Raw genomic sequence first — 24,608 nt, 5'->3', positions numbered from 1 at the left:
AAACCGTTCTCACGGAGCACCCCACCCATGGCAACCATTGGACGACGCGCCTACGCCGAGATGTTCGGCCCCACCGTGGGCGACCGCGTGCGGCTGGCCGACACCGAACTCCTCCTCGAAGTCGAGGCCGACTACACCCTGCGCGCAGGCAGCTACGGCGAAGAGGTGAAGTTTGGCGGCGGCAAGACGATTCGCGACGGCATGGCGCAGTCGCAACGCAGCAATGCACAAGGCGCTGTGGATACCGTGCTGACCAATGCGCTCGTTGTCGATCACACCGGCATCTTCAAGGCCGACATCGGCCTGCGCGCGGGCCGCATCGCCGCCATCGGCAAGGCGGGCAACCCCGACACGCAACCGGGTGTGGACATTATCATCGGCCCCGGCACCGAGGTCATCAGCTGCGAGGGCAACATCGTCACCGCGGGCGGCATCGACAGCCACATCCACTTCATCTGCCCGCAGCAGATCGAAGAAGCGCTGGCCAGCGGCGTGACCACCATGCTGGGCGGCGGCACCGGCCCCGCCACGGGCACGCTGGCCACCACCTGCACGTCCGGCCCCTTCAACATGGAGCGCATGCTGCAAGCAGCCGACGCGTTCCCCATGAACCTGGGCTTCCTCGGCAAGGGCAACGCCAGCCTGCCCGATGCGCTGCACGAGCAAATCAACGCGGGCGCCATTGGCCTCAAGCTGCACGAAGACTGGGGCACCACGCCCTCGGCCATCAGCAACTGCCTGGACGTGGCGGACGAGACCGACACGCAGGTCGCCATCCACAGCGATACGCTCAACGAATCGGGCTTTGTGGAGAACACCATCGCCGCCGTGGGCGGGCGCGGCATCTGCGCCTTCCACACCGAGGGTGCGGGCGGAGGCCATGCGCCCGACATCCTGCGCGTGGTGGGCGAAGACAACTTTCTGCCATCGTCCACCAACCCCACCATGCCCTACACCCAGAACACGCTGGACGAGCATGTGGACATGCTCATGGTGTGCCACCACCTCGACGCGAGTATTGCCGAAGACCTGGCCTTTGCCGAAAGCCGCATTCGCAAGGAAACCATCGCCGCCGAAGACATCCTGCACGACCTGGGCGCCATCAGCATGATGAGCAGCGACAGCCAGGCCATGGGCCGCGTGGGCGAAGTCATCCTGCGCACCTGGCAAACCGCGCACAAGATGAAGGTGCAGCGCGGGAGCCTGCAAGGCGACACCGCCCGCAACGACAACACGCGCATCAAGCGCTACGTGGCCAAGTACACCATCAACCCCGCCATTGCCCACGGCATCGCCCACGAGGTGGGTTCGCTCGAAGTCGGTAAGTGGGCCGACATCGTGATCTGGAAGCCTGCGTTCTTCGGCGTCAAACCCGCGCTCATCCTGAAGGGCGGCCTGATCGCCATGGCCGCCATGGGCGACCCCAATGCCTCCATCCCCACACCCCAGCCCGTGCACTACCGCCCCATGTTCGGCGCGTTTGGCGGTGCCATTGCGAAGACCTCGCTCACCTTTGTGTCGCAAGCGGGGCTGAACGCGGGCATTGGCGAACGCTTTGGCCTGCGCAAGCAGCTCAGCGCCGTGCGCAACATCCGTGGCGTGCGCAAACAGCACATGGTGCACAACAGCTACACGCCCAAAATGGAGGTGGACGCGCAAACCTACACCGTGCGCGCCGACGGCCAGCTGCTCACCTGCGAGCCCGCCACCCTGCTGCCCATGGCGCAGCGCTACTTTTTGTTCTGACACTCCCCCACGATGAGCAGCTTGCTGGACAGCCTCTCCCTGCGCCTGGACGACCTGAGCGACCCGCGCATTGCCACCTTCATGGAAGAGCATCTGCAGGACATGCGCGCTACCTCGCCGCCCGAGAGCGTGCATGCGCTGGACATGGACCAGCTGCGCCGCCCCGATATCCGCTTCTGGACGGCATGGCTGCCGGACGCCACCGAACCCGCGCCCGGTCGGCTGGTGGGCACCGGCGCCCTCAAACACCTGAGCGCCGACCACGTCGAGCTCAAATCCATGCGTGCCGCAGAGTCCCTGCGCGGCCTCGGCGTGGGCCGAGCCATCCTTGAACACATCCTGGGCCAGGCCGTGGATCTGGGCTACCAGCGCATCAGCCTGGAAACGGGCACCCTGCCCTTCTTTGAACCCGCTCACCAGCTCTACCTGCGCTACGGCTTTACTGACTGCGCGCCGTTCGGCAGCTACCAGCTTGACCCCCACAGCCGGTACATGAGCCGCGCGCTGTAGAGCCACCCGTGCCACCCCGCAGCCAAGGCCACAATGTGGACCTCGCCTTGCCGGCACCGAAATCCTCTTTTGCAATGATCCAGGTTTCCAAACTCCTCCCCCAAGGCCAAGGCCTCGCGCCCGTCCTGCTCAAACGCGCCACCACCGTTGAACTGGACTGGGACGTGCGCCAAAAAAGCCGCTTCGCCGCCACCGACTCGGCCGGGCGAGAGCTGGGCATCTTCCTCCCCCGTGGCACGCTGGTGCGCGGCGGCGACGTGCTGGTGGCCGAAGACGGCTCCATGGTCCGCGTGATCGCCGCACCGCAGCCCGTGCTGGTCATCACCCACTGCAAAAACCACGGCACACCGTTTGACCTGACCCGTGCCGCCTACCACCTGGGCAACCGCCATGTGCCCATCGAGTTGCAGCCCGACCACCTCAAGATCGAACCCGACCACGTTCTGGCCGACATGCTGCGCGCCATGCACCTGATCGTGACCGAGCAAAACCTGGCGTTTGAGCCTGAAGGCGGCGCGTACGCAGCGGGGCATGGTGGTGGACACAGCCATGGGGAACATGGACACGGAAAGGGGCACGACCATCACCATGGTCACGACCACTCCCATGACCATTCACATGGCCATACCCACGACCATGGGCACAGCCACGATCACAGCCATGCAGCCGCCCCCGTTGCCCCCAGCGCAGCCCCTGCCCGTGGGCGCACCGTGTCCATCCCCGTGGTCTCACACGGGCATGTACACGGCCCCGACTGCAACCACGACCACTGACTCCCCGCTCCATGCGCCTGGACCGCCCCACGCCCCTGCCCGCCGCCAGTTTCTTGCAGCTGATGTGGTTGGCCTCACCCGCGCTGCCCGTGGGCGGGTTCTCGTATTCCGAAGGGCTGGAAAGCGCCATTGAAAACGCGGGCCTCGCCAGCGAAGCCGCCGTGGGCGACTGGCTGCTGGACCAACTCCACATCACCCAGGCCCGCGGCGACATGGCCCTCATCGCCAAGGCCGTGGGTGCCTGGCGGCGCGGCGACATGGAGCATGTGAAAGAACTCAATGACTGGGTGCTGCACACCCGCGAGACCAGCGAGTTGCGCCTGCAAACCGAGCAGATGGGCCGGTCCATGGCCGACTGGCTGCGCAACCAGTACCAAACCGACGAGGCCCTGATGCCCGCCGTGCGCCACCTGGCCGCTCTGCCCCCCACCTACCCCGTGGCCTTCGCACTGGCCGCGTCGCCCACCCAGGCCAGCCTGCGCGAGGTGCTGCTGGCGTATGCCTTTGGCTGGGCCGAGAACATGGTGCAGGCCGCTCTCAAGTCCATGCAACTGGGCCAGAGCGCGGGCCAGCGCATCCTGGCCCGGCTGGCCGCCGCCATCCCGCTGGCCGCAGACCACGCCACCAGCCTGATGGACAGCGAGCGCCAGGCGTTTTCGCCCATGCTCGCCATCCTCAGCGCGCAGCACGAAGTGCAGTATTCAAGACTTTTCCGCTCCTAGCGCAAGCAATACAAGCGCAAGCAGCTATTTATTTAGTAGCAAATGACGCCACCACTAGCACCATGACCAACGCCCTGCACCACATCCCCAACCGCACCAAAAACCTGCCCCCTCTGCGCGTGGGCATCGGCGGCCCCGTCGGCTCCGGCAAAACCACGCTGCTGGAGATGCTGTGCAAGGCCATGCGCGATGACTACGACCTCATCGCCATCACCAACGACATCTACACCAAGGAAGACCAGCGCCTGCTCACCGTGAGCGGCGCGCTGCCGCCTGAGCGCATCCTGGGCGTGGAAACCGGCGGCTGCCCGCACACCGCCATCCGCGAGGACTGCTCCATCAACCTCGAAGCCATCGACCGCATGCTGGGCGAGTTCCCCAACGCCGACATCGTGTTCGTGGAAAGCGGCGGCGACAACCTGGCCGCCACCTTCAGCCCCGAGCTGAGCGACCTCACCATCTACGTCATCGACGTGGCCGCTGGCGAAAAAATTCCCCGCAAAGGCGGCCCCGGCATCACCAAAAGCGACCTGTTCATCATCAACAAGACCGACCTGGCCCCCCACGTGGGTGCCAACCTGGATGTGATGCACGCCGACACCACCCGCATGCGCACCAACGCCCAGGGCCTCAAGCCGTTCGTGATGACCAACCTCAAGACCCTGGCGGGCGTGGCTGACGTGGTCAAGTTCATCGAGACCCGGGGCATGCTGAAAAAATCAGCGCTCTCCGTGGGCTAGAATTCGGAGCTTGCGTGCCCGGAGACGTGGGTGAGCGGTTTAAACCAGCAGTCTTGAAAACTGCCGACGGGCAACCGTCCGTGAGTTCGAATCTCACCGTCTCCGCCAATCAATAAACAAGCGCCCCTCGGGGCGCTTGTTTGCTTTTTAACTACCATCATTTCAACCTTCTGGTTTTCCGTTGAACTAGATGCAGATGTGCCAGCACTCTGCTGGCCTTTCTGGCGTGGAAAATTGGAACTTTTCCACCGTCGAAACAGTGACCTTTGGCACTGATCAATACAGCTGATTTCAATTCAGCCTTCGTACGATGGATTCGTCTGCATCGAACAGATTTTTCGACTCACGGATCAGCGCTTAGCTTTTCCCCAGTCACGCGCAAGCTCATACACCTCCGGCATCCACGCTTCTCGGCTGGAGAACACCACCAACATCCGGTCATTGCGGTAGTTCCAGCCAATGCGCTGACCACCCCAGCCAGATGCCCACGCCGTATCAGGCGCTATGACGTTTTCCGTCCAGATCAAGTAGCCATAACCACCGAACATCCGGCCATGCTTGCGCGCTGCAGGGTTGCGGTCATTGCCGATCTGTTTGGTTATCGCTGCCTTCACGAAGTCGCCAAAGCAATCCGACTTCTTGGACGATTCCTTCACCCATACCGCGAAGCGCATCCAGTCTTCCATGCGCAGTCGCATGCCTGAGTCTCCGAGTCCGTTCTTTGCGCGGTCTTGTGAATACAGCCCCGGATGAGCCGCGCCCATGGGGTTCAGCACCTGTTCCTGAATCCATTGGCTCAGCGGTATGCCTGTTGCGCGGCTGACCATGAGACCGAGCGTCATGGGGTCGGTGGACTTGTACGCGAACGCCTCACCGGGCTTGTACTCTGAGAAAGCGCCACGCGCCGCCTTGGAGATGCGATCCGTCGCAATCAAATCCGCCAGATTCAGCAAGCCTTGGTTCCAGTCCTTGGTCTGTTCTGGCGTCCAGATGGTGCTATCGTCGTTTTGCTCTGCCGCGCCCGATGCCATGCGCAGCAGATCGTGCACCGTGGCATTGCCCAGCGCTTTGCCCTGCAGTTCCGGCAGCACATCACCGGCCGTGGATTGCAGCGTGAGCTTGCCCGCACAGATGGCTTGTCCCACCGCCATGGCCGTTACCGTCTTGCCCATGGACATGCCGAAGAACAGTGATTCAGAGTCTGCCGGTGCATTGAACGCCGAGTACACGATGGTGTTGCCATCCAGCAGCGCAAAGGCTTTGGCTGGCCGTTGGCTGACGAGGGCGCGAGCACGGTCTACGAGAGCGCTTTCTCCAGCCGATGGCGCGCGGGTATTCAGCACGCTCGGGTTGGGGCTGGGCTGCGTGATCTGGAACCAGCGTGGGCCAGTCTTGGCCAGCAGCCATTCATCCGGCGCAGCGGCACCGCCATCAGCCACCGGAGTGACTTGCGCCATGGCCTGAGTGCAGAAAGTCAGGGCAGCAGCCGCCAGCAGCCGCAAGGCGTGTTTGGTGGTGAGCTTCATTGGATGCCTTTCAGGAACGCCAAGACGTCTTTAACTGCCTGCTCTCGGGCCTTCTCGCTACTTTCCACCGTGACCCAGGACGTCTGTCTGCACTTTGGCAAGTAGGCATTCCATTCCGCGTTGTCCGTAAAGTTCTTTCCTGAATACTTGTCGTGAGCTGGCCCCCAACTGCGGTCATTCGATCCATAGGGCATTCGCACGTCCATGGAACAGAGATTGAAGTTGCCCTCGTTGTACTTCTTCCATGGCTGGTTGAGCCGATCAAACACATGCGTTGCACCCGGATAAATCTTGTAGCTCACCGGATTGCCAGCTGCGGCGTACTCCTCTGCCAACTCCATGCAGGGCTTGGGGAAGGTCATGTCGTCTTTTTCACCAAGAATCATGAGCAGGGGTGCAGGTAGCTTGCTGTGCTGATCCACCCGGTAGCGCATGTTGCAGCCGGGGTAGACCGCCACGCTGCCGGCCCATTTCACGTTGGCGGGAAGCACATGCTGCTGGTAGGTCGGCCATGCCGCATCCAGCAAAGCCTGCGCGCCACGCGACCAACCCATGTGGAAGACACGGTTGCTGTCGATCTGGGGATGGGTTGCCAGCAGCTTGAGCGCATACAGGGCATCCGTAGTGTTGGCCACTGTGTTCCAAGTCAATTGCTTTGTGGGGCCGGTCACGCGGTCCTCTCCACGCGGCTTGAAGCTGTCCACCACGAAAACGGCATACCCCGCGTTGTTCAGTGCTTTGGCCCACACATCGAAGTACAGGCTACTTACGCCCTCACTGCCGTGCGAGAACACCACGGCGGGCACTTTTCCGCTGCTCGCTTGGGTTGGCATCAACAGGTCGCCGTAAACCGTGACTTCAGGACCCAAGCGGCCACGGATCAGTGCCCAGCGGTGGTCGGGGGTGGCGGATGTGAATTCAATGCGGCCGGTTTGACCGCCACTGAGGTCCGATAGTGGCGCTGCGATGGCGCCTGTGAAGCCTGCCGTTAAGGTCGCCGCGATGGACGATCTAAACCAAACACTTATTGTCATATTTGACTTTTTCCTGTCGTAGACGTTTGTCGGCTCAGGGCAGCGAGATCCCCTGAATGTCTGGGCTCAGGTGCATCGCATTAACATGTATTGGACCAGGGTGAGACATGGCCTCGCGATGACAGCACAGCTCGTCAATGCGCTCGCTGCTCTGCTCGATCAACTCCCCCTTGTCTCTATTCTCGCTGTCACAGGGCCAAAAAACGTAGCGGTAGTTGCACTTGTTGAGCAATAGGAGACCTGCTGCAGTGTCGTCTGGACCGACTTGAAAGCCGCGCTTGTATGCAGATGCGGCTGCAGAGCCCCCGATCAGGGAATCCCTCTGTACAGCTCCAAGCGGTGACGCCAGAGCAGATGTAATAAGAGTGACTGTGGGGTGTAATCTGCGATCTTTGCACTCTCGAACTTGCTAATGCGAACCCCCAGACTATCGTAGATAGGTATACAACCTTATGCATGCCATGTACCGCATGAGCTTGACCATTAGATCTTTGATGTCGTACGCACACTGAATGATGAGGCCAGCTACCTCTCGCCCGATTTGCGAGAACACAGCTCCCACCTAGACTATGTCTGGCTCAGCCTGGCCGCATGCAGGGGCAGAATGGACAACTTGGATTGGAGCCTACTGCCTAAAGTGGCCAGCCTTTTCTCGGAGTGAAAGATGCTGTCGTCCGCCCTCTACGCCTCGTTCTTCTTCACGGTGGCGCTGCTGGTCACCACCGCCTACTTCTTGATGGGCGGCCTGCCGCTTCTCACGCTGAAACATGACACCCCACTGGACGCGCGGTTCGTTCGGGGATTTTTCAACGTGTACTACCGTGCTGCGTTCTGGGCGTCGCTGGGGGCGTTTGTCAGTTATGCGCTTTGGGGCAGGTACCCCTTTGCCATCGGCGTGGCGGTCAATGCCTGCATCGTCTCGCTGCTGCGCAAGCATTTGTTGCAGGCCATGCAGCAACTCGGCGCAAAGATCGAGGCCAGCAGCGACGGGGCGATTCAACACTTTCGTCGTGTGCATACGGCAGCGCTCTGCGTCAATCTGGTTCAGCTGGTGGCCATCGTCTGGGGGCTGCTGTGGCTGTCCCGGCAGCTCAGATAAAAATCTCGGCAGCGAGCCAGGCCACCCCTGCGCTCTGCGTGCAGCCTTCTTTCTACCTCGCCAGTCCCGCTCCATGCGGTGCAATCGGGGTCAAATCTTCAGGGCGGCACACCTCTTCGCTGTGCGCCAACCGAATCCACAGACCGGTGCGTTTGATGATGACGTAGTCCACGCTCACCATTCTGCCTTTGTAGAGAAATTGCGTGCCGGGTTTGTACAGAATCATTCTTGTGATGTAGCGCGCTGGGATGGCTGGGTGATGACGGCATTGCCCGCACCGCAATGGTGCCGACAGATGGACACTGGGGCTTCGCGGCTCGGCAAAAGGCCTACGGCGCAGTCGCTTTTTCACCCCCGTGTTGATGCCTTAGGGCGTGACCCGTCCTGAATAGCGTTGACACCCAGGACGGTTAAAAACTCCAGCCGGACTATCCGGCCAATGACGCCCGATGCACTGCATCGGGCGTTTGCATTTTCAGCGACAGATGCGGTCGCTCGCAGTTATAGATGTCGACTGACTGCTCGACCATGCGTCTGGCCTGCCCCAGATCGGCGGGGCGCTGCAGCAAGAACTCACTCTTCAAGATGCCATTGACCCGCTCGGCCAGCGCGTTCTGGTAGCAGTCGTAGCCGTCCGTCATCGAGCAGATCACGCCGTGGCGCTTGTGCAGGGCCTGGTAGTACGTCGCGCAGTACTGGATACCCCTGTCGGAGTGGTGCACCAACTGTCGGCTGCTCTGTCGCCCCGAGAGCGCCATCTTCATGGCCTGCGCCACCTCTTCGGTCTGCAGGCTCTCATGCACGTGCCAGCCGACGATCTTCCTGGAATACGCATCCGTGACCAGGCTCAGATAGACGAACTTGCCGTGTGTGGGCAAGTAGGTGATGTCAGCCACCCAGACCTGCTCGCTGCCGCTGGCGTGGATCTGTTGCGGCCCTACCTTGAGAAGGTTCGGATGGTGCCTGAAGCGGTGGTGACTGTCTGTTGTCTTGTGATACGCCCGCCGGGGTGCCACCAGCAGCCTGGCATTGCGCAGGACGTCGAACATTGCATCGCGGCCCAAGTCGATGCCTCGGCGCTGTAGCGGCTCCTGCAATAAGTGGTGCAGCTTGCGCGTGCCTATGCGTGGTTGGCGCATGCGCTGCTCGCGCACCAACTCCACCACCGTCTGCGCATTCGCCAAGCGATCGGCCTCGCGGCGCCTACCCTGGTAATACGCCTGACGGCTGTGGCCCATATGCTGGCAAGCCCTCTTCACGCTCAACCCTGCGATGAGGTTTTGCGCGAGGACTTGCCCAAAGGCTTTTTTACGATGCGCACCCCATAGTCCTTGCGCAGCACGTCGATGACGGCTTCGAATAGCCTGGCCTTCTCCTGCGCCTGTGCGAGCTGCACCTGCAGCGCCTTGATCTGCTGCTCGGGCGTGCGGTCCTTTGGTCTTGTCTAGCGGCATGATGCAGATGATGCCGCAGGACTCCAGCCCAGGCGACCGTGCTTGCGCAGCCAGACCAGAACCGTCGAGCGACCCTGGATGCCGTAGTGCTGCTGCGCCTGTTTGTACGTGAGCTCGCCTTTTTCCACCTGCTCCACCACCGCCAACTTAAAGGCCAGTGTGTAGTCGCGCTGCGTGCGTTTGACACTTGATTCCATGACACATACCCTTTTTGAAAGGTCCTCGTGTCAACGCCAGGCAGGACGGGTCAGCGGGCAAAAAAAAGCCCGCAGGCTGCGGGCTTAACACTTGCGCGATGCAAGCGGGAGGGATGTCGAGGGGATCGACAGACCAATGTTAGGACGGTGACCAATGTGGGCATGTAGGACAGGACCGATTCCTCCAAGCTCCGTCGATCAGCAGCAGAAAGGGATCGTGGGTTAAGCGCCCGGGCAGCCCAACGTTCACGTTCCGTAAATCCTTGCGCAGCCCCGCCCCGTGGCCTTGGCCAGGTACATCGCGGAATCGGCCTTGCGCAGGAGTTCTTCGGCCTCGGTGCCGTCGCCGGGCGACAGGACAATGCCGATGGACGCGCCGATTTGCAGCGCGTGCGCTTCAATCTCGGTGGGCTGGCCTAGGGCTTGCACCAGCCGGTCGGCCAGGCGGTACGCGCTGTCACCGTCCGATACGCCCCGCTGCAGCAGCGCGAACTCATCGCCGCCCAGGCGCGCCACCACATCGTCCTCGCGCGCGGCCTGCGTCAGTTGCCGGGCCACCCACACCAGCAACTGGTCACCCACCGCGTGCCCGTAGCGGTCATTGACGGGTTTGAACCCATCCAGATCCACGTACAAAACCGCGAAGCCACGGCCCGACCGGTGCACGTCGGTGGCTGCGGCCTGCAATGCTTGCAAAAAGGCGGTGCGGTTGAGCAAGCCCGTCAGGCCGTCGTGCTCTGCCACATGGCGGATCTGCTGCTCGGCCTGCTTGCGCTGGGTGACGTCGGTGAAAGTGCGCAGCGCGCCGCCGCCTTTGATGGGCACGGTCTGGACCTCCAGGATGCGGCCGTCGGGCCGGGGACGGTCATACACCTGGGGCTGATCGACCCCGCCATTGCTGTGCCGCAGCAGGTCCTGCACTTCTTGCGATGCGCCCTGGAACTCGCCACGAGCCCGCAGGTAGGCCAGCACATTCACCAGCGTGGGCTTGGATGCCATCAGCTCAGCTGGCAGGTCCAGCAGTTCCATGGCCCGGCGGTTGCACAGCTCGACCACCCCCGTGGCGCTGATCTTGGCCACGCCCTGGTCCATGTGCTCCAGCGTGGCTTCGAGCAGGATGGATTTCTCCCGCAATTGCGCCTCGCTGTCGCGGGCGCTGCGTTCGGCCTGCGCCAGCAAGCGCTGCTGGCGCTTGAGCTCGGTGATGTCCACATGGGCGTAGAACACGGTGCCGTCGCTGCCCTGCTTGGCGATGACGCGGCTCCAGCGGCTGCGTGGCAAGGGCACTTCAAACGGTGCCCCCGCAAAACGCATGTGCTCCTGCAGGGTCGATAGCCCGTCGTAAAACGGTGCCATGTCGCCCTCGCCCCCGACGGACCATGCGTGGCGATACACCTCGTCAAACGCTAGGCCCACTGCGGCAGCGCGGTCCGGCAGGTGGTACATCTGCATGAAAGGCTGGTTGACCCACTGGATGCGCTGGTCTTCAGCGCAGATCATCAGCCCATCGGGAATGCGGTCAAACAGCTCGGTGCTTTCGATCACTGGACTGCGCAGGTAGCCGGGTTCGTGGATGTCGGGGTTGGCCTGCGTTGCCATGTCAGTGGGAGCGCTCTGAGCCGGCAGCGCCTCGGCACGCCACACGCGCACACGGCCCACGCCGTCGATGGGCAACGACGACACATGGACGCGCAGCCCGCGGTGCTCAAAGCTGTAAGGCCGGGTCTGTGCCCTGTGCCGCTCAACCCCAGCCGTGATGTACCGTTCGATGTTGGGCAGCTCCTGGGCATCCAGCCGCTGGGTGTAGAAGCGGCGCAGGTTGGCCTCGTAAGGCTCGCCTACGTACACATGCCCCGCGTGCTCTGGAAAGAACTTGAAGAAGGTGCTGTTCCAGGCCAGCGTGCGGTCGCTGTCGTCAAACGCACAGAGCGCCACGTCCAGACCATCCAGGGTGTCGCCCAGGGCACGGATGAGGCGAAGGCGGGAATCGTCAGGCATGGTCAGAAGGTTCGGTACGGCGACGTCGACACAGGCCCGCGCATCACGCAGCCCCAGATGGCACGGGCCCGCCGCTGCCAACACACAATGGCGGACGCTCCATTGTGCGGAACCGTGCTTACGGCAACCCGTCGAGGAGTGGTAGGCATGCGACCAGCTGGTGAGTGTGTTGCCCTTGCGCAACACATCTTGATACAAGTCAAGAAGCCGCTCCGTGGAGGCCGATGCAGGCAACAGCCCGTTACGGCTGGAAACCGGCCCATATTGCTACGGAAACCCCGTGGCACCTGCATTCCGCTATGGTAGGTGTTTTGAACTCAGGAGCCCGCTGCCATGATGAAGAAGACCCTCACCCCTTTTGCCGTCGCCTGCAGCCTGGCCCTGGGAGCGGCCGTCACCGGTTGCGCGGGTTATGGGCAGACACCCGCGCCGTCGGCGGGCTCGGCAGCCACAGGGTCTGGATCACTCCCCGCCAGCGTGTGCAACGCCCAGTCCGCACAGTCCGTCGTGGGGCAAAACAGCACCGCATCGGTTGTTGAATCTGCCCGCCAGCGCTCCGGCGCGCAGACGGCGCGCATCCTGCGCCCCGGGCAGATCATCACCAAGGAATACGACACCAAGCGGCTGAACTTGGAGGTGGACGGCACGGGTCGCATCCTCGCTGCAAAGTGCGGCTGAGCGGAGGTCACGCTGCCGATGAGGGGTGACTGAAATCCGCGCGGTCAGTCCGCCAGAAACAGCTCCTGCAGATCGCTCAGAAAGTCAAAACCCCGCTCGGTAGGCCGCACGCGCGCCATGTCGCGTTCGATCAGGCCCTTGCGTTCGGCTGCCTCCAGCCCCTTGGCAATCGCTGTCAGCGGCAGGCCTGTGCGGGCCATGAAGTCCTGCAGCGCAAAGCCCTCGCGCAGGCGCAGGGCGTTGAGCATGTACTCGAACGGCAGATCGGCGCGGCGCACCTCGTCGTCCTGGGCCACGGCATGGCCGGCCAGGGCGTTGTCCATGTAGCGAGTCGGGTCCCGAAAGCGCACCTGCCGCACCACGCGGTGGGCAAAGCTCAGCTTGCTGTGCGCGCCCGCGCCGATGCCCAGATAGTCGCCAAACTGCCAGTAGTTGGTGTTGTGAAAACACTGGTGGCCCGGCTGCGCGTAGGCCGAGATTTCGTAGCGGGTCATGCCCGTCTGGCCCGTCATCTCGGTGATGCGGTCGAGCATGGCGTAGGCCTGATCGTCCTCGGGGATGGCCGGGGGGAACTTGGCGAAGTAGGTGTTGGGCTCGATGGTGAGGTGGTAGATGGAGATGTGCGGCGGCTTGAAGGCCAGCGCGGTCTGCAGGTCCTGCTCCAGCTCTGGTAGCGTCTGGCCCGGCAGCGCGTACATGATGTCGAGGTTGAAGGTGTCGAAGGAGGCAGCGGCCTCTTCCACCGCCGCCATCGCCTGGGCGCGGTCGTGCACGCGGCCCAGGGCCTTCAGGTGCTGGTCGTTGAAGCTCTGCACCCCCACCGACAGGCGCGTGACGCCCGCCGCACGGAAGGCGCGAAAACGGTCTTTCTCGAACGTGCCGGGGTTGGCCTCCATCGTGATCTCGCAATCGGGCTCCAGCCGCAGGCGGGCGCGGATGTCGCCGATCAGCCGGTCGATGGCTGCGGGCGAGAACAGGCTGGGCGTGCCGCCACCGATGAAGATGCTGTGCACGGACCGCCCCCAGACCAGGGGCAGCGCGGCCTCCAGGTCGGCCATCAGGGCGTCGATGTAGCGCTGCTCTGGCACCTCGCCGCCGGTGCTGGCACTCGCGCGGAATTCATGCGAGTTGAAGTCGCAGTACGGGCATTTTTTGAGGCACCAGGGCAGGTGCACGTACAGCGACAACGGTGGCAGGCTGGGCAGCTGCAGCAGGCCCGGCCGCATGTAGTGCTGGATGTCGCGCACCACGGCGGGCTCGGTATCGCCCTGCGGCGTGATCGGAATATGAACCACGTTCAGCGCCCTTCTACAACCAGCGCTCGCGCATCAATGCCAGCATCTGCGCGGCCGAGCGGCCCCGGTGGCTGTGAGCGTTTTTCACCGCCACGGGCAGCTCGGCAAAGGTCTTCCCGAACTCGGGGATGAACATCACGGGGTCGAAGCCAAAGCCATTGCTGCCCCGGGGTTCGGTAGTGATCTCGCCCACCACGCGGCCCACGGCGATCAGCGGCTCGGGGTCTTGCGGGCTGCGCACGGCGACCAGGGTGCTGACCATGGCGGCGCGGCGGTTGGTCACGCCTTGCAGTTGCTCCAGCAAGGCACGCACGTTGTTGTCATCGCTTTTCTCGTAGCCAAACTGGGTGCAGTAATACGCCGTGTCCACGCCGGGCAGGCCGCCAAAGGCATCCACGCACATGCCGGCATCGTCGGCCAGCGCGGGCAGGCCTGTGTGCTCCGACGCAAACCGTGCCTTGGCCAGGGCGTTTTCGACAAAGGTGCGGAAGGGCTCCTCGGCCTCGCCCACGCCCAGATCGGCTTGGCGCACCAGCTCCACGCCCAGGGGCGCAAACATGGCCTGCAACTCGGCCAGTTTGCCGCGGTTGTTGGATGCTAGAACAATTTTCATGGTCAAAATGGTCACAAGCGCTAGTGGAATATGCGCCAGCAGCTATCAATTAAGGAGTATTTTGCAACGCCTGCTGTTGCAGCTGCACCAGTTGGGCAATGCCCTGTTCGGCCAGGCCCAGCAGCTGGTCCATCTCGGCGCGGGTAAAGGCCACGCCCTCGGCCGTGCCCTGCACCTCCACATAGTGGCCCGCGCCGGTCATCACCACGTTCATGTCGGTGTCGCAATCCACGTCTTCCACGTATTCCAGGTCCAGCAGCGGTGTGCCCTGCACGATGCCGACCGAGATCGCCGCCACGGGCTGCAGCAGCGGCGACTGGGTGATCTTGCCGCTGGCCAGCAGCTGGTTGACCGCATCTTGCGCCGCCACCCAGGCACCGGTGATGGCAGCGGTGCGCGTGCCACCATCGGCCTGGATCACATCACAGTCGAGCTGGATGGTGCGCTCGCCCAGCAGTTTGAGGTCAAACACGGCGCGCAGGCTGCGGCCAATCAGGCGCTGGATCTCTTGTGTGCGGCCGGTCTGCTTGCCCCGCGCGGCCTCGCGGTCGCTGCGGGTGTGGGTGGCGCGCGGCAGCATGCCGTATTCGGCCGTGACCCAGCCTTCGCCACTGCCGCGTTTGTGCGGGGGCACGCGTTCTTCGACCGACGCGGTGCAGAGCACCTTGGTGTTGCCAAACTCGATCAGCACCGAGCCCTCGGCGTGCATGGTGTAGTGGCGGGTGATGCGCACAGGGCGCAGTTGGTTGGCGGCGCGGTTGCCGGTGCGGGTGAATGTGGTCATGGTTCTTGGGGGTTCAAAAAATGCCTTCCATGCGTCGCCCAAAGCGCACGCCAGAAAACGGAACGCTTCAACTGACAGGCATCAGCCCAATGCACGAGGCTGAGCAGCCCCGGCCGGGCCCATCACGTCTGTCAGGCTTTGCGGGCCGCAGAGCGGCGAATCGCCTCGTTGATTTCGGCAATCGAGCGCTCGATGGCCGCATCGTCCAAGTCATCCACCAGCCCATCGAGCGGACCGGCCTGGATGGTGGAGGCGAACACGTCGTCGCTGATGCTGTCGGTGGACACGCCTTGAGTGGACTCGAACGCATCAGGCGTCTCCCACTCCAGGGCCACTACCGTCACGTTGTCGCTGCTGTCCCCGGCTTTGCGCAGGGCGTCTTCCACCAGCTCGGGCACGGCATGCGATACGGTGTTGCGGCCCAGCTGCTTGGCGATTTCGTCGTCGCTGAGCGTGCCCCAGAGGCCGTCAGAGCACAACAGGATGCGATCGCCCTGTTCCAGGTACACCGGGCCGGTGATGTCGTAGATGGGCTTGGTGGGCGAGCCCAGGCAGGTGAACAACACATTGCGGTTGATGCGCTCCAGCCCGGGCGGCGGCGTGTTGCGCAGTTCCATGTACGAGTGGTCCCGCGTGCGGGTCAGCAGGTCGCCATCGCGCACCATGTACAGGCGCGAATCGCCGCAGTGGATCCAGGTGGCGGTACCGGCCTGCAACACCGCCGCAACCAGGGTGGTGCGCGGGGTGTCGAGCATGCCTTTTTCTGTGGCGTAGCGCAGAATCTGGTGGTGCGCCGCGAGCAACGCGCCGGACAGGAACTCCTGCACATCCTTGAGCTGGGGCTTGGCCTGGCGCTGGAACAGCGCCGAGATGGTCTGCAGCGCGATCTGCGCAGCCACTTCGCCCTCGGGGTGGCCGCCCATGCCATCGGCCAACACAAACAGGCCCGATTCGCGCGTGTAGCAATAGCCCATGCGGTCTTCGTTCTTCTCGCGGCCGCCGCGGCGGCTGATCTGGAATACCGAGAACTTCATAAGGACTCACGCAAACAAGGATGCACTGGGGCGCCATCCATGGACACATGCCTCGCCCGAACCTGCATTGCGTGTGCCTGGTTCATTTGGGCTTGGCTCCGATTCCGGTGGCTTCACCCACCTTCTGCACATTCTTCTTGGTGTCAGACACCAGGGTGTCGAGCTGCAGCCGCATCTTCTCGGCCACGGTGAGCTTGGTGTAGCGGCGCTCCCCTTCACGGCTCAGCTCCTTTTGCAATGCGAACACCGACTGGGGACGGGACAGCGGGTCGAGAGCCATGCACCACTCCACCACCTCGATCAGATTGTCGGAATACACACCGCGCAGCTTGGTCAAGGCCAGCGACAGGCGGTCCTTGTCCACACGCTGCGGCGCCTCGTTGGGCGGGAAGCCCTGCATGCAGGCGTAAATACAGGCGCCGATGGCGTAGATATCCGTCCACGGCCCCATCTGCGAGTCGCGCCGGTACATCTCGGGCGCTGCAAAGCCGGGGGTATACATGGGGCGGATGAAATTGCCTTCCTTGCTCAGCACTTCACGCGCCGCGCCGAAGTCGATCATCACGGCCTTGTTGTCGTCGGTGATGAAGATGTTGGCGGGCTTGATGTCCAGGTGCAGCATCTTGTGCTGGTGCACGATGCGCAGGCCGCGCAACACCTCGTCGAACAGCGAGCGGATGGTGGACTCGCGGAACACCTTCTGGGTCTTGAGGTCGCGGGCGGTGATGATGAAGTCCTGCAGGGTCGCGCCCTCCAGGTAGTTCATCACCATGTAGACGGTTTCGTTCTCGCGGAAGAAATTGAGCACGCTCACCACCGAGGCGTGCGAGATCTGCGCCAGCGAGCGGCCCTCTTCAAAGAAGCTCTTGAGCCCCAAGCGGTACAGCGAAAGCTTTTCGGGCGGGACCTTGGGCAGAAGCTCGCCGGGAGCGCGGGTCGCAAGAGATGAGGGGAGGTATTCCTTGATGGCGACCTGCTGGCCTTCGGCGTCGAGGGCCAGATAGACCACACCAAAACCACCGGAGGACAACCGGCGCACCACGCGGTAGCCGCCAATTGCGGTATCGGGCGGCAAGGGGGCCGGTTTGATTTTTGACATATTTTGCGAAGATGATTCGGGGGTAAGGCGGAACCCGGATAATCGCCGGATCGCAAGCAACCATCAAAAAGTCCAATGGCAGTTTACAGCATGACCGGATACGCCAGCGCACAGCATGGCGCATCTGCCACTGGCGCTGAAACCGACGCCCGCGCCACCCAGACGCGCAGGCTGGGACTGGAAATCCGATCCGTCAACAGCCGCTTTCTGGACCTGTCTTTCCGACTGCCCGACGAGCTGCGCGCCATGGAGCCCACGCTGCGCGCCCTGCTCACAGCGCGCCTGAAGCGCGGCAAGGTCGAAGTGCGCGCGGCCCTCGACAGCGACGATGGCAATAGTCTGCAAGACCCACCCGCCCGGCTGCTGCAGCGCCTCAACTCTCTGCAAGACTCCGTCCGGGCCTGGCTGCCCAGCGCGGCGCCTCTTACTGTGGCCGACGCCTTGCGCCTGTGCGCCAACGCACACTCGGGCAGCGAAGATTGGAGCGAGGCCGTTCCAGCCCTGGCAGAAGAAGCCCTGACCGCCTTGCTGGCCGCACGGGAGCGCGAAGGCAAACGCCTCGCGACCATGCTGCTGGATCGCGTCAAGCAGTTGCGGGCCTTGGCCGAGCAGGCCGTTCCCATGGTTCCGCTGCTGGTTGAGCAGCAACGCCAGCGCTTTATGGAGCGCTGGAAGGAGGCGATGGCCCTCACCGACGGCTCCACGCTGCCCGAGGCCGCCCGTGACCGCGCGTTGACCGAAGCCACCGCCTTTGCCATCCGCATCGACGTGGCCGAAGAGATCACGCGGCTGGATTCGCACCTGGACGAAATTGAGCGCCTGTTGAAAAAAGGCGGCGAAGTGGGCAAGCGCCTCGACTTCCTGATCCAGGAGCTGCACCGCGAAGCCAACACGCTGGGCTCCAAATCTGCCGCGCTCGACCTCACCCGCATCAGCGTGGACATGAAGGTGCTGATCGAGCAGATGCGTGAGCAAGTGCAAAATATCGAATAACACTCATTTTTTGATAGCGCCTGGCGCACATCAACCATGGACTATCCTGGAAATCTCATCGTAGTGGCAGCCCCCAGTGGTGCCGGCAAGTCCAGCCTGGTCAAGGCCCTGCTGGAGCTGGATTCGCACGTTCACCTCTCGGTCTCACACACCACCCGCGCACCGCGCGGCCAGGAGAAACACGGCCGCGACTACTACTTCGCGTCGCAATCTGAGTTTGACGCGATGGTGCAGAGCAATGCCTTCGTGGAGTGGGCGCATGTGCACGGCAATCGTTACGGCACCTCCAAGAAAGCCATCGAAGAGCGCATTGCCCAGGGCTCGGATGTGATCCTGGAGATCGACTTCCAGGGCGCACTGCAGATCAGGGAGGCCTTCGCCAACGCCGTGCTGGTCTTCATCCTGCCGCCCAGCTGGGAAGAGCTGCGCTCTCGCCTGGAGCGGCGTGGTGAGGACACACCAGAGGTGATCGAGGTCCGCCTCAAGAATGCGGCCGAAGAGATGGCGCAGGTCAGCAAATTCGACTTCGTTATAATCAATGAGTTGTTTGAGCGCGCGCTTTTCGACCTGAAAGCCGTAGTTCACGCCCAGCGACTCAAGTACGCCGCCCAGCGCCGCGCCCGTGCTGACACCTTCCAGTCGCTCAATATCACCTGAATCCCCGGAGTAAACGATGGCACGCATCACCGTAGAAGACTGTCTGGAAAAGATCCCCAACCGCTTCCAGCTCGTGCTGGCCGCCACGTACCGCGCCCGCATGCTGAGCCAGGGCCACGCTCCTCGCATTGAAAGCCGCAACAAGCCGGCGGTGACCGCCCTGCGTGAGATCGCCGAAGGCAAAGTGGGCCTGGAGATGCTCAAGAAGGTTCCCGGTTGAACGTTTTTCAGGGCAAAGCCCATCCAAAAGCACCGCGCCAGCGGTGCTTTTTTTTGCCCAAAAGTCCTCTGGCGCTGTCCCGCGCTACATTTAAGGCATGAACGCGGTGCTCAACTCACCTTCTGCAACGCAGCCCCGGCCCGGTGAACCGGCCCCGACAGGCAATCTTTCGGCAGCCGCTGCGGCCGCCAATGCGGCTGCGGCCAGCTTCGCCGCGCTGACCGACAGCCTGGACTACCTGGACGCCACCAGCATCGAACAGGTGCGCCAGGCGTACCGCTTCGCCGACGAAGCCCACCTGGGGCAATTGCGTAACAGTGGCGAGCCCTACATCACCCACCCCATTGCGGTCGCCGCACAGTGCGCGGCGTGGAAACTTGATGCCCAGGCGCTGATGGCGGCGCTGTTGCACGACGCCATGGAAGACTGCGGTGTGACCAAGGCCGACCTGATCGACCGGTTTGGTGCCCCCGTGGCCGAACTGGTGGACGGCCTCACCAAGCTGGACAAGCTCCAGTTCAACACCCGCGAAGAGAACCAGGCCGAGTCGTTTCGCAAAATGCTGCTGGCCATGGCGCGGGATGTGCGCGTCATCCTCATCAAACTGGCCGACCGCACCCACAACATGCGTACGCTGTCGGACATGCCGCGCAGCAAATGGGGCCGCATCTCGTCCGAGACGTTGGAAATCTATGCCCCCATCGCCCACCGCCTCGGCCTGAACCAGACCTACCGCGAACTTCAGGACCTGGCCTTCCGGCACCTGCACCCCTGGCGCTACGCCACCCTGGCCAAAGCGGTCAACAAATCCCGCAACCGCCGGCGCGATCTGGTTCAAAAAGTGCAGGCGGAAGTGGATGCCGCCTTTTCCAAGATCGGTATGAAGGTGCGCTTGGCTGGGCGCGAGAAAACGCTGTACGCCATCTATCAAAAGATGGACCTCAAGCACCTGAGCTTTGCCCAGGTGACGGACATCTACGGCTTTCGGGTCATCGTGCCCACCGTGACCGATTGCTACACCGCCCTGGGTGTTTTGCACCAGATGTACAAGCCGGTGCCCGGTAAGTTCAAAGACCACATCGCGATTGCCAAACTCAACGGCTACCAGTCGCTGCACACCACGCTGGTTGGCCCCTCGGGCGTGAACATCGAGTTCCAGATGCGCACCGACGAGATGCATGTGATTGCCGAAGCCGGTGTGGCGGCGCACTGGCTGTACAAGGCCCAGGACGGAGAAGGCACTGCCGCTGAGCGGCTAGGAACCAAGTGGCTGCAGTCCCTGCTGGACATCCAGAACGAAACGCGGGATGCGGCGGAGTTCTGGGACCACGTCAAGGTGGACCTCTTTCCCGATGCGGTTTATGTCTTCACTCCCAAGAGCCAGATCATGGCCTTGCCGCGTGGTGCCACGGTAGTGGATTTCGCCTACGCGATTCACAGCAACGTGGGCGACCGTACCACCGCCGCGAAAATCAATAACGAGCAGGTCCCGCTGCGCACGGAACTGAAAAACGGTGATGTGGTCGAGATCATTACTGCCCCGGTCTCCACACCCAACCCTGCGTGGCTGGGTTTTGTGCGTACGGGCCGTGCGCGGTCCAAGATCCGTCATTACCTCAAGACCTTGGCCCAAACCGAGTCCGAAGGGCTGGGCGAAAAACTGTTGACCCAGGCGATTCGCGCGGAAGGCCTCGAACAGCTGCCCCCCGTCAACGCCGAGACCCAACCGCTGTGGGACAAACTGCTGCGCTTTACCGGCAACCGCACGCGCAGCGAGCTGATGACCGACCTGGGTCTGGGCAAACGCATTGCCAGCATCGTCGCCAAACGGCTTATGGTGTTGATGTCAGAGCATGGCCACCGTCCGGACGCCCTGCTCATGACCCGTGAGCGCTACACATCCCACGAAAACCTGTCGCAAGGGGCCGTCACGCTGGACGGTAGCGAGAATGCTTCCGTGCAATACGCCACCTGCTGCCGCCCCGTGCCAGGCGACAGCATCGTCGGTTATCTGGGCCGCGGTGAGGGACTGGTCGTGCACAACGCACATTGCAGTGTTGCCAAACGGCTTCAGCACAAAGACAGCGAACGCTTCATTGCCGTGGACTGGTCGGACGAGCCCACACGCATGTTCGAAACGGGCGTGGTCGTCACCGTGAACAACGGCAAGGGGGTGCTGGCGCGCGTGGCGGCAGAGCTTGCCAATTCAGAGGCCGATATCACCCATGTGGATATGGACGATGAGGCAGCCCTGGACACCACGGATTTGCGGTTCATCGTGGCGGTTCGTGACCAAGCCCACCTTGAGCTGGCATTGCGCAACCTGCGGCGTACGCAGGCGGTGCTGCGGGCGGCAAGAATCACGCCGCAGCCCTGACACCTGAGCACCGAGCATCAAGCTCCGAGCTCTCTGCAATTGGCACAAGGACCGCCGCTTGCGCGCAAAGAGGTTATGTAGCGGCGCTCCGAGGCGGGTACTGCACCTCTACCACCTCCAAATGGCGCACCCCACCCGGCGTGGGCAGCTGTACCTCATCCCCGACGCGAGCCTTCAACAGAGCCCGCGCCACAGGCGAAATCCAGCTGACTTGACCCATACGACTGTCAGCCTCGTCGATGCCCATGATGGTGATCGTGCGCTCACCGTCCTCATCATCGGAGTAGGTGACGGTGGCCCCAAAGAACACCTGTTCACTGCCCGCATGCAAACTGGGGTCCACTACTTCGGCGATCTCGAGCCGCTTGGTCAAAAAACGGATGCGCCGATCAATTTCGCGCAGACGCTTCTTGCCATAGAGGTAGTCGCCGTTTTCAGACCGGTCTCCGTTGCTGGCCGCCCAGTGCACCACATCCACGATCTTCGGCCGCTCGTTGTCGATGAGATCCAAAAGCTCTGCCCTCAGGCGTGCATAGCCTGAAGGGGTGATGTAGTTTTTGCCACCCGGCGGCAAAGGAGGCAGTGCCAATCCTTCGTCATCGTCAGCGCTATCGGTTTCCTTGGTAAAAGCCTTGCTCATCGCCAGAACTCTCCAATCAGCGCAAAGCGCTTGGGCAAATGAAAAAGCCTGCAATCTTGCGATTGCAGGCTTTAAACATTGGTGCGGCTGGCAGGAATCGAACCCACGACCCCTTGGTTCGTAGCCAAGTACTCTATCCAGCTGAGCTACAGCCGCTAAGCTTTGAATTATAGCATGATTTCTTGGCGACCCTTGAAATTTGCTTATTTCTGATTGCTTTCCTGAGTCAGGCCCTGCAAACAGACAGTCAATTCAACGCAAGCCGAGATTGTAATGCACGATGAAGGCTCCAAAAACAAACTGAGCGATTTGGATCACAAAACACGTCATTTGTTGATGGGTCCACCCTACAAGCGAGGGTGGTAGGGCGTGTTGGACTTGAACCAACGACCAAAGGATTATGAGTCCTCTGCTCTAACCAACTGAGCTAACGCCCCCAGCCATGCTCCAGCGCTATACAACGGGGCAAGCGCCGTATTGTAGGGGCTTACTTGCGGTGACTGAGTGCGTTGGACACCAGCTTGGAAGTGATATCCACGATCTGGATCATGCGGTCGTATGGCATGCGCGTAGGACCAATCACACCCAAAGTCCCCACCACCTTGCCGTCCACCTCATAAGGGGAGCTGACGATCGAGAGCTCTTCAAAAGGCACGACCTGGCTCTCGCCGCCGATGTAGATGCGCACCCCTTCCGCTTGGCTTGAGATATCCAGAAGGCGAAGGATCTGCGTCTTCTGCTCGAACAAGTCGAATGCCCTGCGCAGGTTACCCATGTCGCTGGAGAAATCACTGACGGAGAGCAGGTTGCGCTCGCCAGAAATTACCACCTCGTCCTGCGCCTCGGAGAGTGCTTCCGAACCTACGTTGACTGCTGCTTGCATGAGCGATGCGATCTCTCCGCGCAGCACATCGACCTCGGACTTCAAACGCTCTCGCACCTGCTCCATTGCGAGCCCGGCGTAATGTGCATTCAGAAAGTTGGAGGCTTCGACCAGTTGCGACTGAGAGTGATCCACCTCGGTGAAGATCACACGATTCTGTACGTCACCTTCCGGCGACACGATGATGACGAGAAAGCGCTTTTCAGAGAGTCGCAGGAACTCTATGTGACGAAATACGGAAGTACGCCGAGGAGCCATCACCACACCGACGAACTGGGAGAGGTTGGACAGCAGCTGTGCGGCGTTGGCGATGACCTTTTGGGGCTGCTCCGGAGCCAACTGCGCTGGCATGACCGACTCCCGCTGCACCGTCAGCATCGTGTCCACAAACAAACGGTATCCACGCGCGGTGGGAATGCGGCCTGCGGAGGTATGTGGACTCGCAATCAGGCCCAGTTCTTCCAGGTCCGCCATGACGTTCCGAATCGTAGCAGGCGACAAATCCAGGCCAGACGCACGAGAAAGCGTCCGCGATCCCACGGGTTGCCCATCAGCGATGTAACGCTCGACCAGGGCTTTCAGCAACAACTTGGCACGGTCATCGAGCATGGAATGATTTTAATGATGTAATTTCGTGATGACGTCCAATTTCCGCCATGTCGCACTTATAGGCAAGTACCAGACTTTAGCTACAGGCGCCTCTGGCGACGGCTCGCGCAGGGCTTTGGAAGACATTGCACATTTCTTGGAGCGTCAGGGATGTGAGGTTGCACTCGAAGCGGAAACCGCCAGCAATACCGGACTGACACACTATCCATCTTTGAATGTAGACCAGATCGGTGCGCGGTGCGATCTGGGCCTGGTAGTCGGGGGTGATGGGACGATGCTGGGCATCGGTCGCCGCCTGGCCCGTTTTGGAACACCACTGATCGGCATCAATCAGGGCCGACTGGGTTTCATCACCGACATTCCTTTCGACACCTATCAGACCACATTGCCGCCCATGCTGCGAGGGGCCTACGAAGAAGACCAGCGGCCACTGATGCACGCAACCGTGGTTCGCGATGAGCGTGTGGTGTTTGAAGCCCTTGCCATGAACGATGTGGTCGTCAACCGTGGCGCAACTTCAGGCATGGTGGAGCTGCGCGTGGAAGTGGGTGGACAGTTTGTGGCCAACCAAAGGGCCGACGGTCTCATCATTGCATCCCCCACCGGATCGACAGCCTATTCGCTGTCAGCAGGGGGGCCAATGCTTCACCCCTCCATCCCAGGCTGGGTGCTGGTTCCTATCGCACCCCATACGCTGTCCAACCGCCCCATCGTGCTCTCCGATGCGACGGAAGTAGCCGTTGAAGTGGTGAGCGGGCGCGATGTCAGCGCAAACTTCGACATGCAGTCTCTCGCATCCTTGCTGCATGGCGACCGCATCCTCGTCAAACGATCGGAACACCGTGTACGTTTTCTACACCCGCAGGGCTGGAACTACTTCGCGACACTGCGCAAGAAGCTGCGCTGGAATGAAGGGGGCTCCTGACC

22 protein-coding genes, 3 tRNA genes and 1 pseudogene are annotated in these 24,608 nt (G+C 62.2%); 13 read left to right on the top strand and 13 right to left on the bottom strand.

Going from position 1 to position 24,608, the window contains the following annotated elements; all coding sequences use genetic code 11:
• Window positions 1-27 precede the first annotated feature (27 nt).
• The 6 genes from ureC (at window position 28) to C380_RS04990 (ending at window position 4,599) form a co-directional block, all read left to right on the top strand.
• Window positions 28-1,746, top strand: coding sequence for an urease subunit alpha (gene ureC / locus C380_RS05015; protein WP_015012803.1), 1,719 nt, complete (start codon window positions 28-30; stop codon window positions 1,744-1,746).
• 12 nt (window positions 1,747-1,758) lie between these two features.
• Window positions 1,759-2,256, top strand: coding sequence for a GNAT family N-acetyltransferase (locus C380_RS05010; protein ID WP_015012802.1), 498 nt, complete (start codon window positions 1,759-1,761; stop codon window positions 2,254-2,256).
• A gap of 74 nt (window positions 2,257-2,330) precedes the next feature.
• The gene (gene ureE, locus C380_RS05005; protein WP_015012801.1) at window positions 2,331-3,029 is read left to right on the top strand and encodes an urease accessory protein UreE; all 699 of its coding nucleotides are present in this window, start codon (window positions 2,331-2,333) and stop codon (window positions 3,027-3,029) included.
• 11 nt (window positions 3,030-3,040) lie between these two features.
• Complete coding sequence (locus tag C380_RS05000) at window positions 3,041-3,751, top strand: urease accessory protein UreF (protein ID WP_015012800.1); 711 nt, start codon at window positions 3,041-3,043, stop codon at window positions 3,749-3,751.
• Window positions 3,752-3,813: 62 nt separating this feature from the next.
• The gene (ureG, locus tag C380_RS04995; RefSeq protein WP_015012799.1) at window positions 3,814-4,491 is read left to right on the top strand and encodes an urease accessory protein UreG; all 678 of its coding nucleotides are present in this window, start codon (window positions 3,814-3,816) and stop codon (window positions 4,489-4,491) included.
• A 20-nt stretch (window positions 4,492-4,511) separates the two neighbouring features.
• Window positions 4,512-4,599, top strand: a tRNA-Ser gene (locus C380_RS04990).
• A 242-nt stretch (window positions 4,600-4,841) separates the two neighbouring features.
• Here the strand turns inward: C380_RS04990 and C380_RS04985 are convergent.
• Window positions 4,842-5,993: a serine hydrolase gene (locus tag C380_RS04985; protein WP_238544072.1), complete on the bottom strand. Its 1,152-nt coding sequence runs from the start codon at window positions 5,991-5,993 to the stop codon at window positions 4,842-4,844.
• A 20-nt stretch (window positions 5,994-6,013) separates the two neighbouring features.
• Window positions 6,014-7,051 carry a dienelactone hydrolase family protein gene (locus C380_RS04980; RefSeq protein ID WP_015012797.1) on the bottom strand — a complete coding sequence of 346 codons (1,038 nt, stop codon included), beginning with the start codon at window positions 7,049-7,051 and terminating at the stop codon, window positions 6,014-6,016.
• A 664-nt stretch (window positions 7,052-7,715) separates the two neighbouring features.
• Here C380_RS04980 and C380_RS04975 point away from each other — a divergent pair.
• On the top strand, window positions 7,716-8,150 hold the full coding sequence (locus C380_RS04975; RefSeq protein WP_015012796.1) for a hypothetical protein: 435 nt from the start codon (window positions 7,716-7,718) through the stop codon (window positions 8,148-8,150).
• Window positions 8,151-8,578: 428 nt separating this feature from the next.
• Here C380_RS04975 and C380_RS04970 read toward each other — a convergent pair.
• A pseudogene (locus C380_RS04970) lies at window positions 8,579-9,801 on the bottom strand (IS3 family transposase).
• Between the two features lie 246 nt (window positions 9,802-10,047).
• On the bottom strand, window positions 10,048-11,799 hold the full coding sequence (locus C380_RS04960) for a GGDEF domain-containing protein (protein ID WP_015012793.1): 1,752 nt from the start codon (window positions 11,797-11,799) through the stop codon (window positions 10,048-10,050).
• A gap of 333 nt (window positions 11,800-12,132) precedes the next feature.
• Here C380_RS04960 and C380_RS04955 point away from each other — a divergent pair, with 333 nt between their 5' ends.
• Entirely contained in the window at window positions 12,133-12,477 is a 345-nt protein-coding gene (locus tag C380_RS04955; protein WP_015012792.1) for an I78 family peptidase inhibitor, read from the top strand.
• A 44-nt stretch (window positions 12,478-12,521) separates the two neighbouring features.
• Here the strand turns inward: C380_RS04955 and hemW are convergent, their stop codons facing one another.
• The 5 genes from hemW to C380_RS04930 form a co-directional block, all read right to left on the bottom strand.
• The gene (gene hemW / locus C380_RS04950) at window positions 12,522-13,772 is read right to left on the bottom strand and encodes a radical SAM family heme chaperone HemW (protein WP_015012791.1); all 1,251 of its coding nucleotides are present in this window, start codon (window positions 13,770-13,772) and stop codon (window positions 12,522-12,524) included.
• A 13-nt stretch (window positions 13,773-13,785) separates the two neighbouring features.
• Window positions 13,786-14,385 (bottom strand): RdgB/HAM1 family non-canonical purine NTP pyrophosphatase, encoded by a 600-nt coding sequence (rdgB, locus tag C380_RS04945; RefSeq protein WP_015012790.1) that lies wholly within the window; start codon window positions 14,383-14,385, stop codon window positions 13,786-13,788.
• 49 nt (window positions 14,386-14,434) lie between these two features.
• The gene (rph, locus tag C380_RS04940) at window positions 14,435-15,169 is read right to left on the bottom strand and encodes a ribonuclease PH (protein WP_015012789.1); all 735 of its coding nucleotides are present in this window, start codon (window positions 15,167-15,169) and stop codon (window positions 14,435-14,437) included.
• Window positions 15,170-15,300: 131 nt separating this feature from the next.
• Window positions 15,301-16,203, bottom strand: coding sequence for a PP2C family serine/threonine-protein phosphatase (locus tag C380_RS04935; RefSeq protein WP_015012788.1), 903 nt, complete (start codon window positions 16,201-16,203; stop codon window positions 15,301-15,303).
• A gap of 82 nt (window positions 16,204-16,285) precedes the next feature.
• A complete protein-coding gene (locus C380_RS04930; protein ID WP_015012787.1) occupies window positions 16,286-17,302 on the bottom strand; it encodes a serine/threonine-protein kinase in 1,017 nt (338 codons plus the stop codon).
• Between the two features lie 75 nt (window positions 17,303-17,377).
• On the opposite strand from C380_RS04930, the gene C380_RS04925 reads away from it, so the two are divergent.
• From C380_RS04925 to C380_RS04910, 4 genes are all read left to right on the top strand, one after another.
• Window positions 17,378-18,295 (top strand): YicC/YloC family endoribonuclease, encoded by a 918-nt coding sequence (locus tag C380_RS04925; RefSeq protein WP_015012786.1) that lies wholly within the window; start codon window positions 17,378-17,380, stop codon window positions 18,293-18,295.
• Between the two features lie 36 nt (window positions 18,296-18,331).
• Window positions 18,332-18,952, top strand: a complete 621-nt coding sequence (gene gmk, locus C380_RS04920; protein ID WP_015012785.1) for a guanylate kinase — start codon at window positions 18,332-18,334, stop codon at window positions 18,950-18,952.
• Between the two features lie 16 nt (window positions 18,953-18,968).
• A complete protein-coding gene (rpoZ, locus tag C380_RS04915) occupies window positions 18,969-19,172 on the top strand; it encodes a DNA-directed RNA polymerase subunit omega (protein ID WP_005794722.1) in 204 nt (67 codons plus the stop codon).
• A gap of 97 nt (window positions 19,173-19,269) precedes the next feature.
• Entirely contained in the window at window positions 19,270-21,549 is a 2,280-nt protein-coding gene (locus tag C380_RS04910) for a bifunctional (p)ppGpp synthetase/guanosine-3',5'-bis(diphosphate) 3'-pyrophosphohydrolase (RefSeq protein ID WP_015012784.1), read from the top strand.
• Between the two features lie 73 nt (window positions 21,550-21,622).
• On the opposite strand, the gene greB is transcribed toward C380_RS04910, so the two are convergent.
• The 4 genes from greB to hrcA all read right to left on the bottom strand — a co-directional run bounded on the left by greB (window position 21,623) and on the right by hrcA (window position 23,681).
• Complete coding sequence (gene greB, locus C380_RS04905; protein WP_015012783.1) at window positions 21,623-22,189, bottom strand: transcription elongation factor GreB; 567 nt, start codon at window positions 22,187-22,189, stop codon at window positions 21,623-21,625.
• A gap of 79 nt (window positions 22,190-22,268) precedes the next feature.
• Window positions 22,269-22,345 (bottom strand) — tRNA-Arg (locus C380_RS04900).
• Between the two features lie 204 nt (window positions 22,346-22,549).
• A tRNA-Ile gene (locus C380_RS04895) sits at window positions 22,550-22,626 on the bottom strand.
• Window positions 22,627-22,676: 50 nt separating this feature from the next.
• Window positions 22,677-23,681, bottom strand: coding sequence for a heat-inducible transcriptional repressor HrcA (hrcA, locus tag C380_RS04890; RefSeq protein WP_015012782.1), 1,005 nt, complete (start codon window positions 23,679-23,681; stop codon window positions 22,677-22,679).
• 28 nt (window positions 23,682-23,709) lie between these two features.
• Here hrcA and C380_RS04885 point away from each other — a divergent pair, with 28 nt between their 5' ends.
• On the top strand, window positions 23,710-24,606 hold the full coding sequence (locus tag C380_RS04885) for an NAD kinase (protein ID WP_015012781.1): 897 nt from the start codon (window positions 23,710-23,712) through the stop codon (window positions 24,604-24,606).
• The last annotated feature ends 2 nt before the right edge of the window (window positions 24,607-24,608 follow it).

The sequence above is a fragment of the Acidovorax sp. KKS102 genome (assembly GCF_000302535.1).
Classification (GTDB): domain Bacteria; phylum Pseudomonadota; class Gammaproteobacteria; order Burkholderiales; family Burkholderiaceae_C; genus Acidovorax.
Note: the sequence above shows the minus strand (reverse complement) of the source record. Positions and strands in the feature narration are given on the sequence as shown.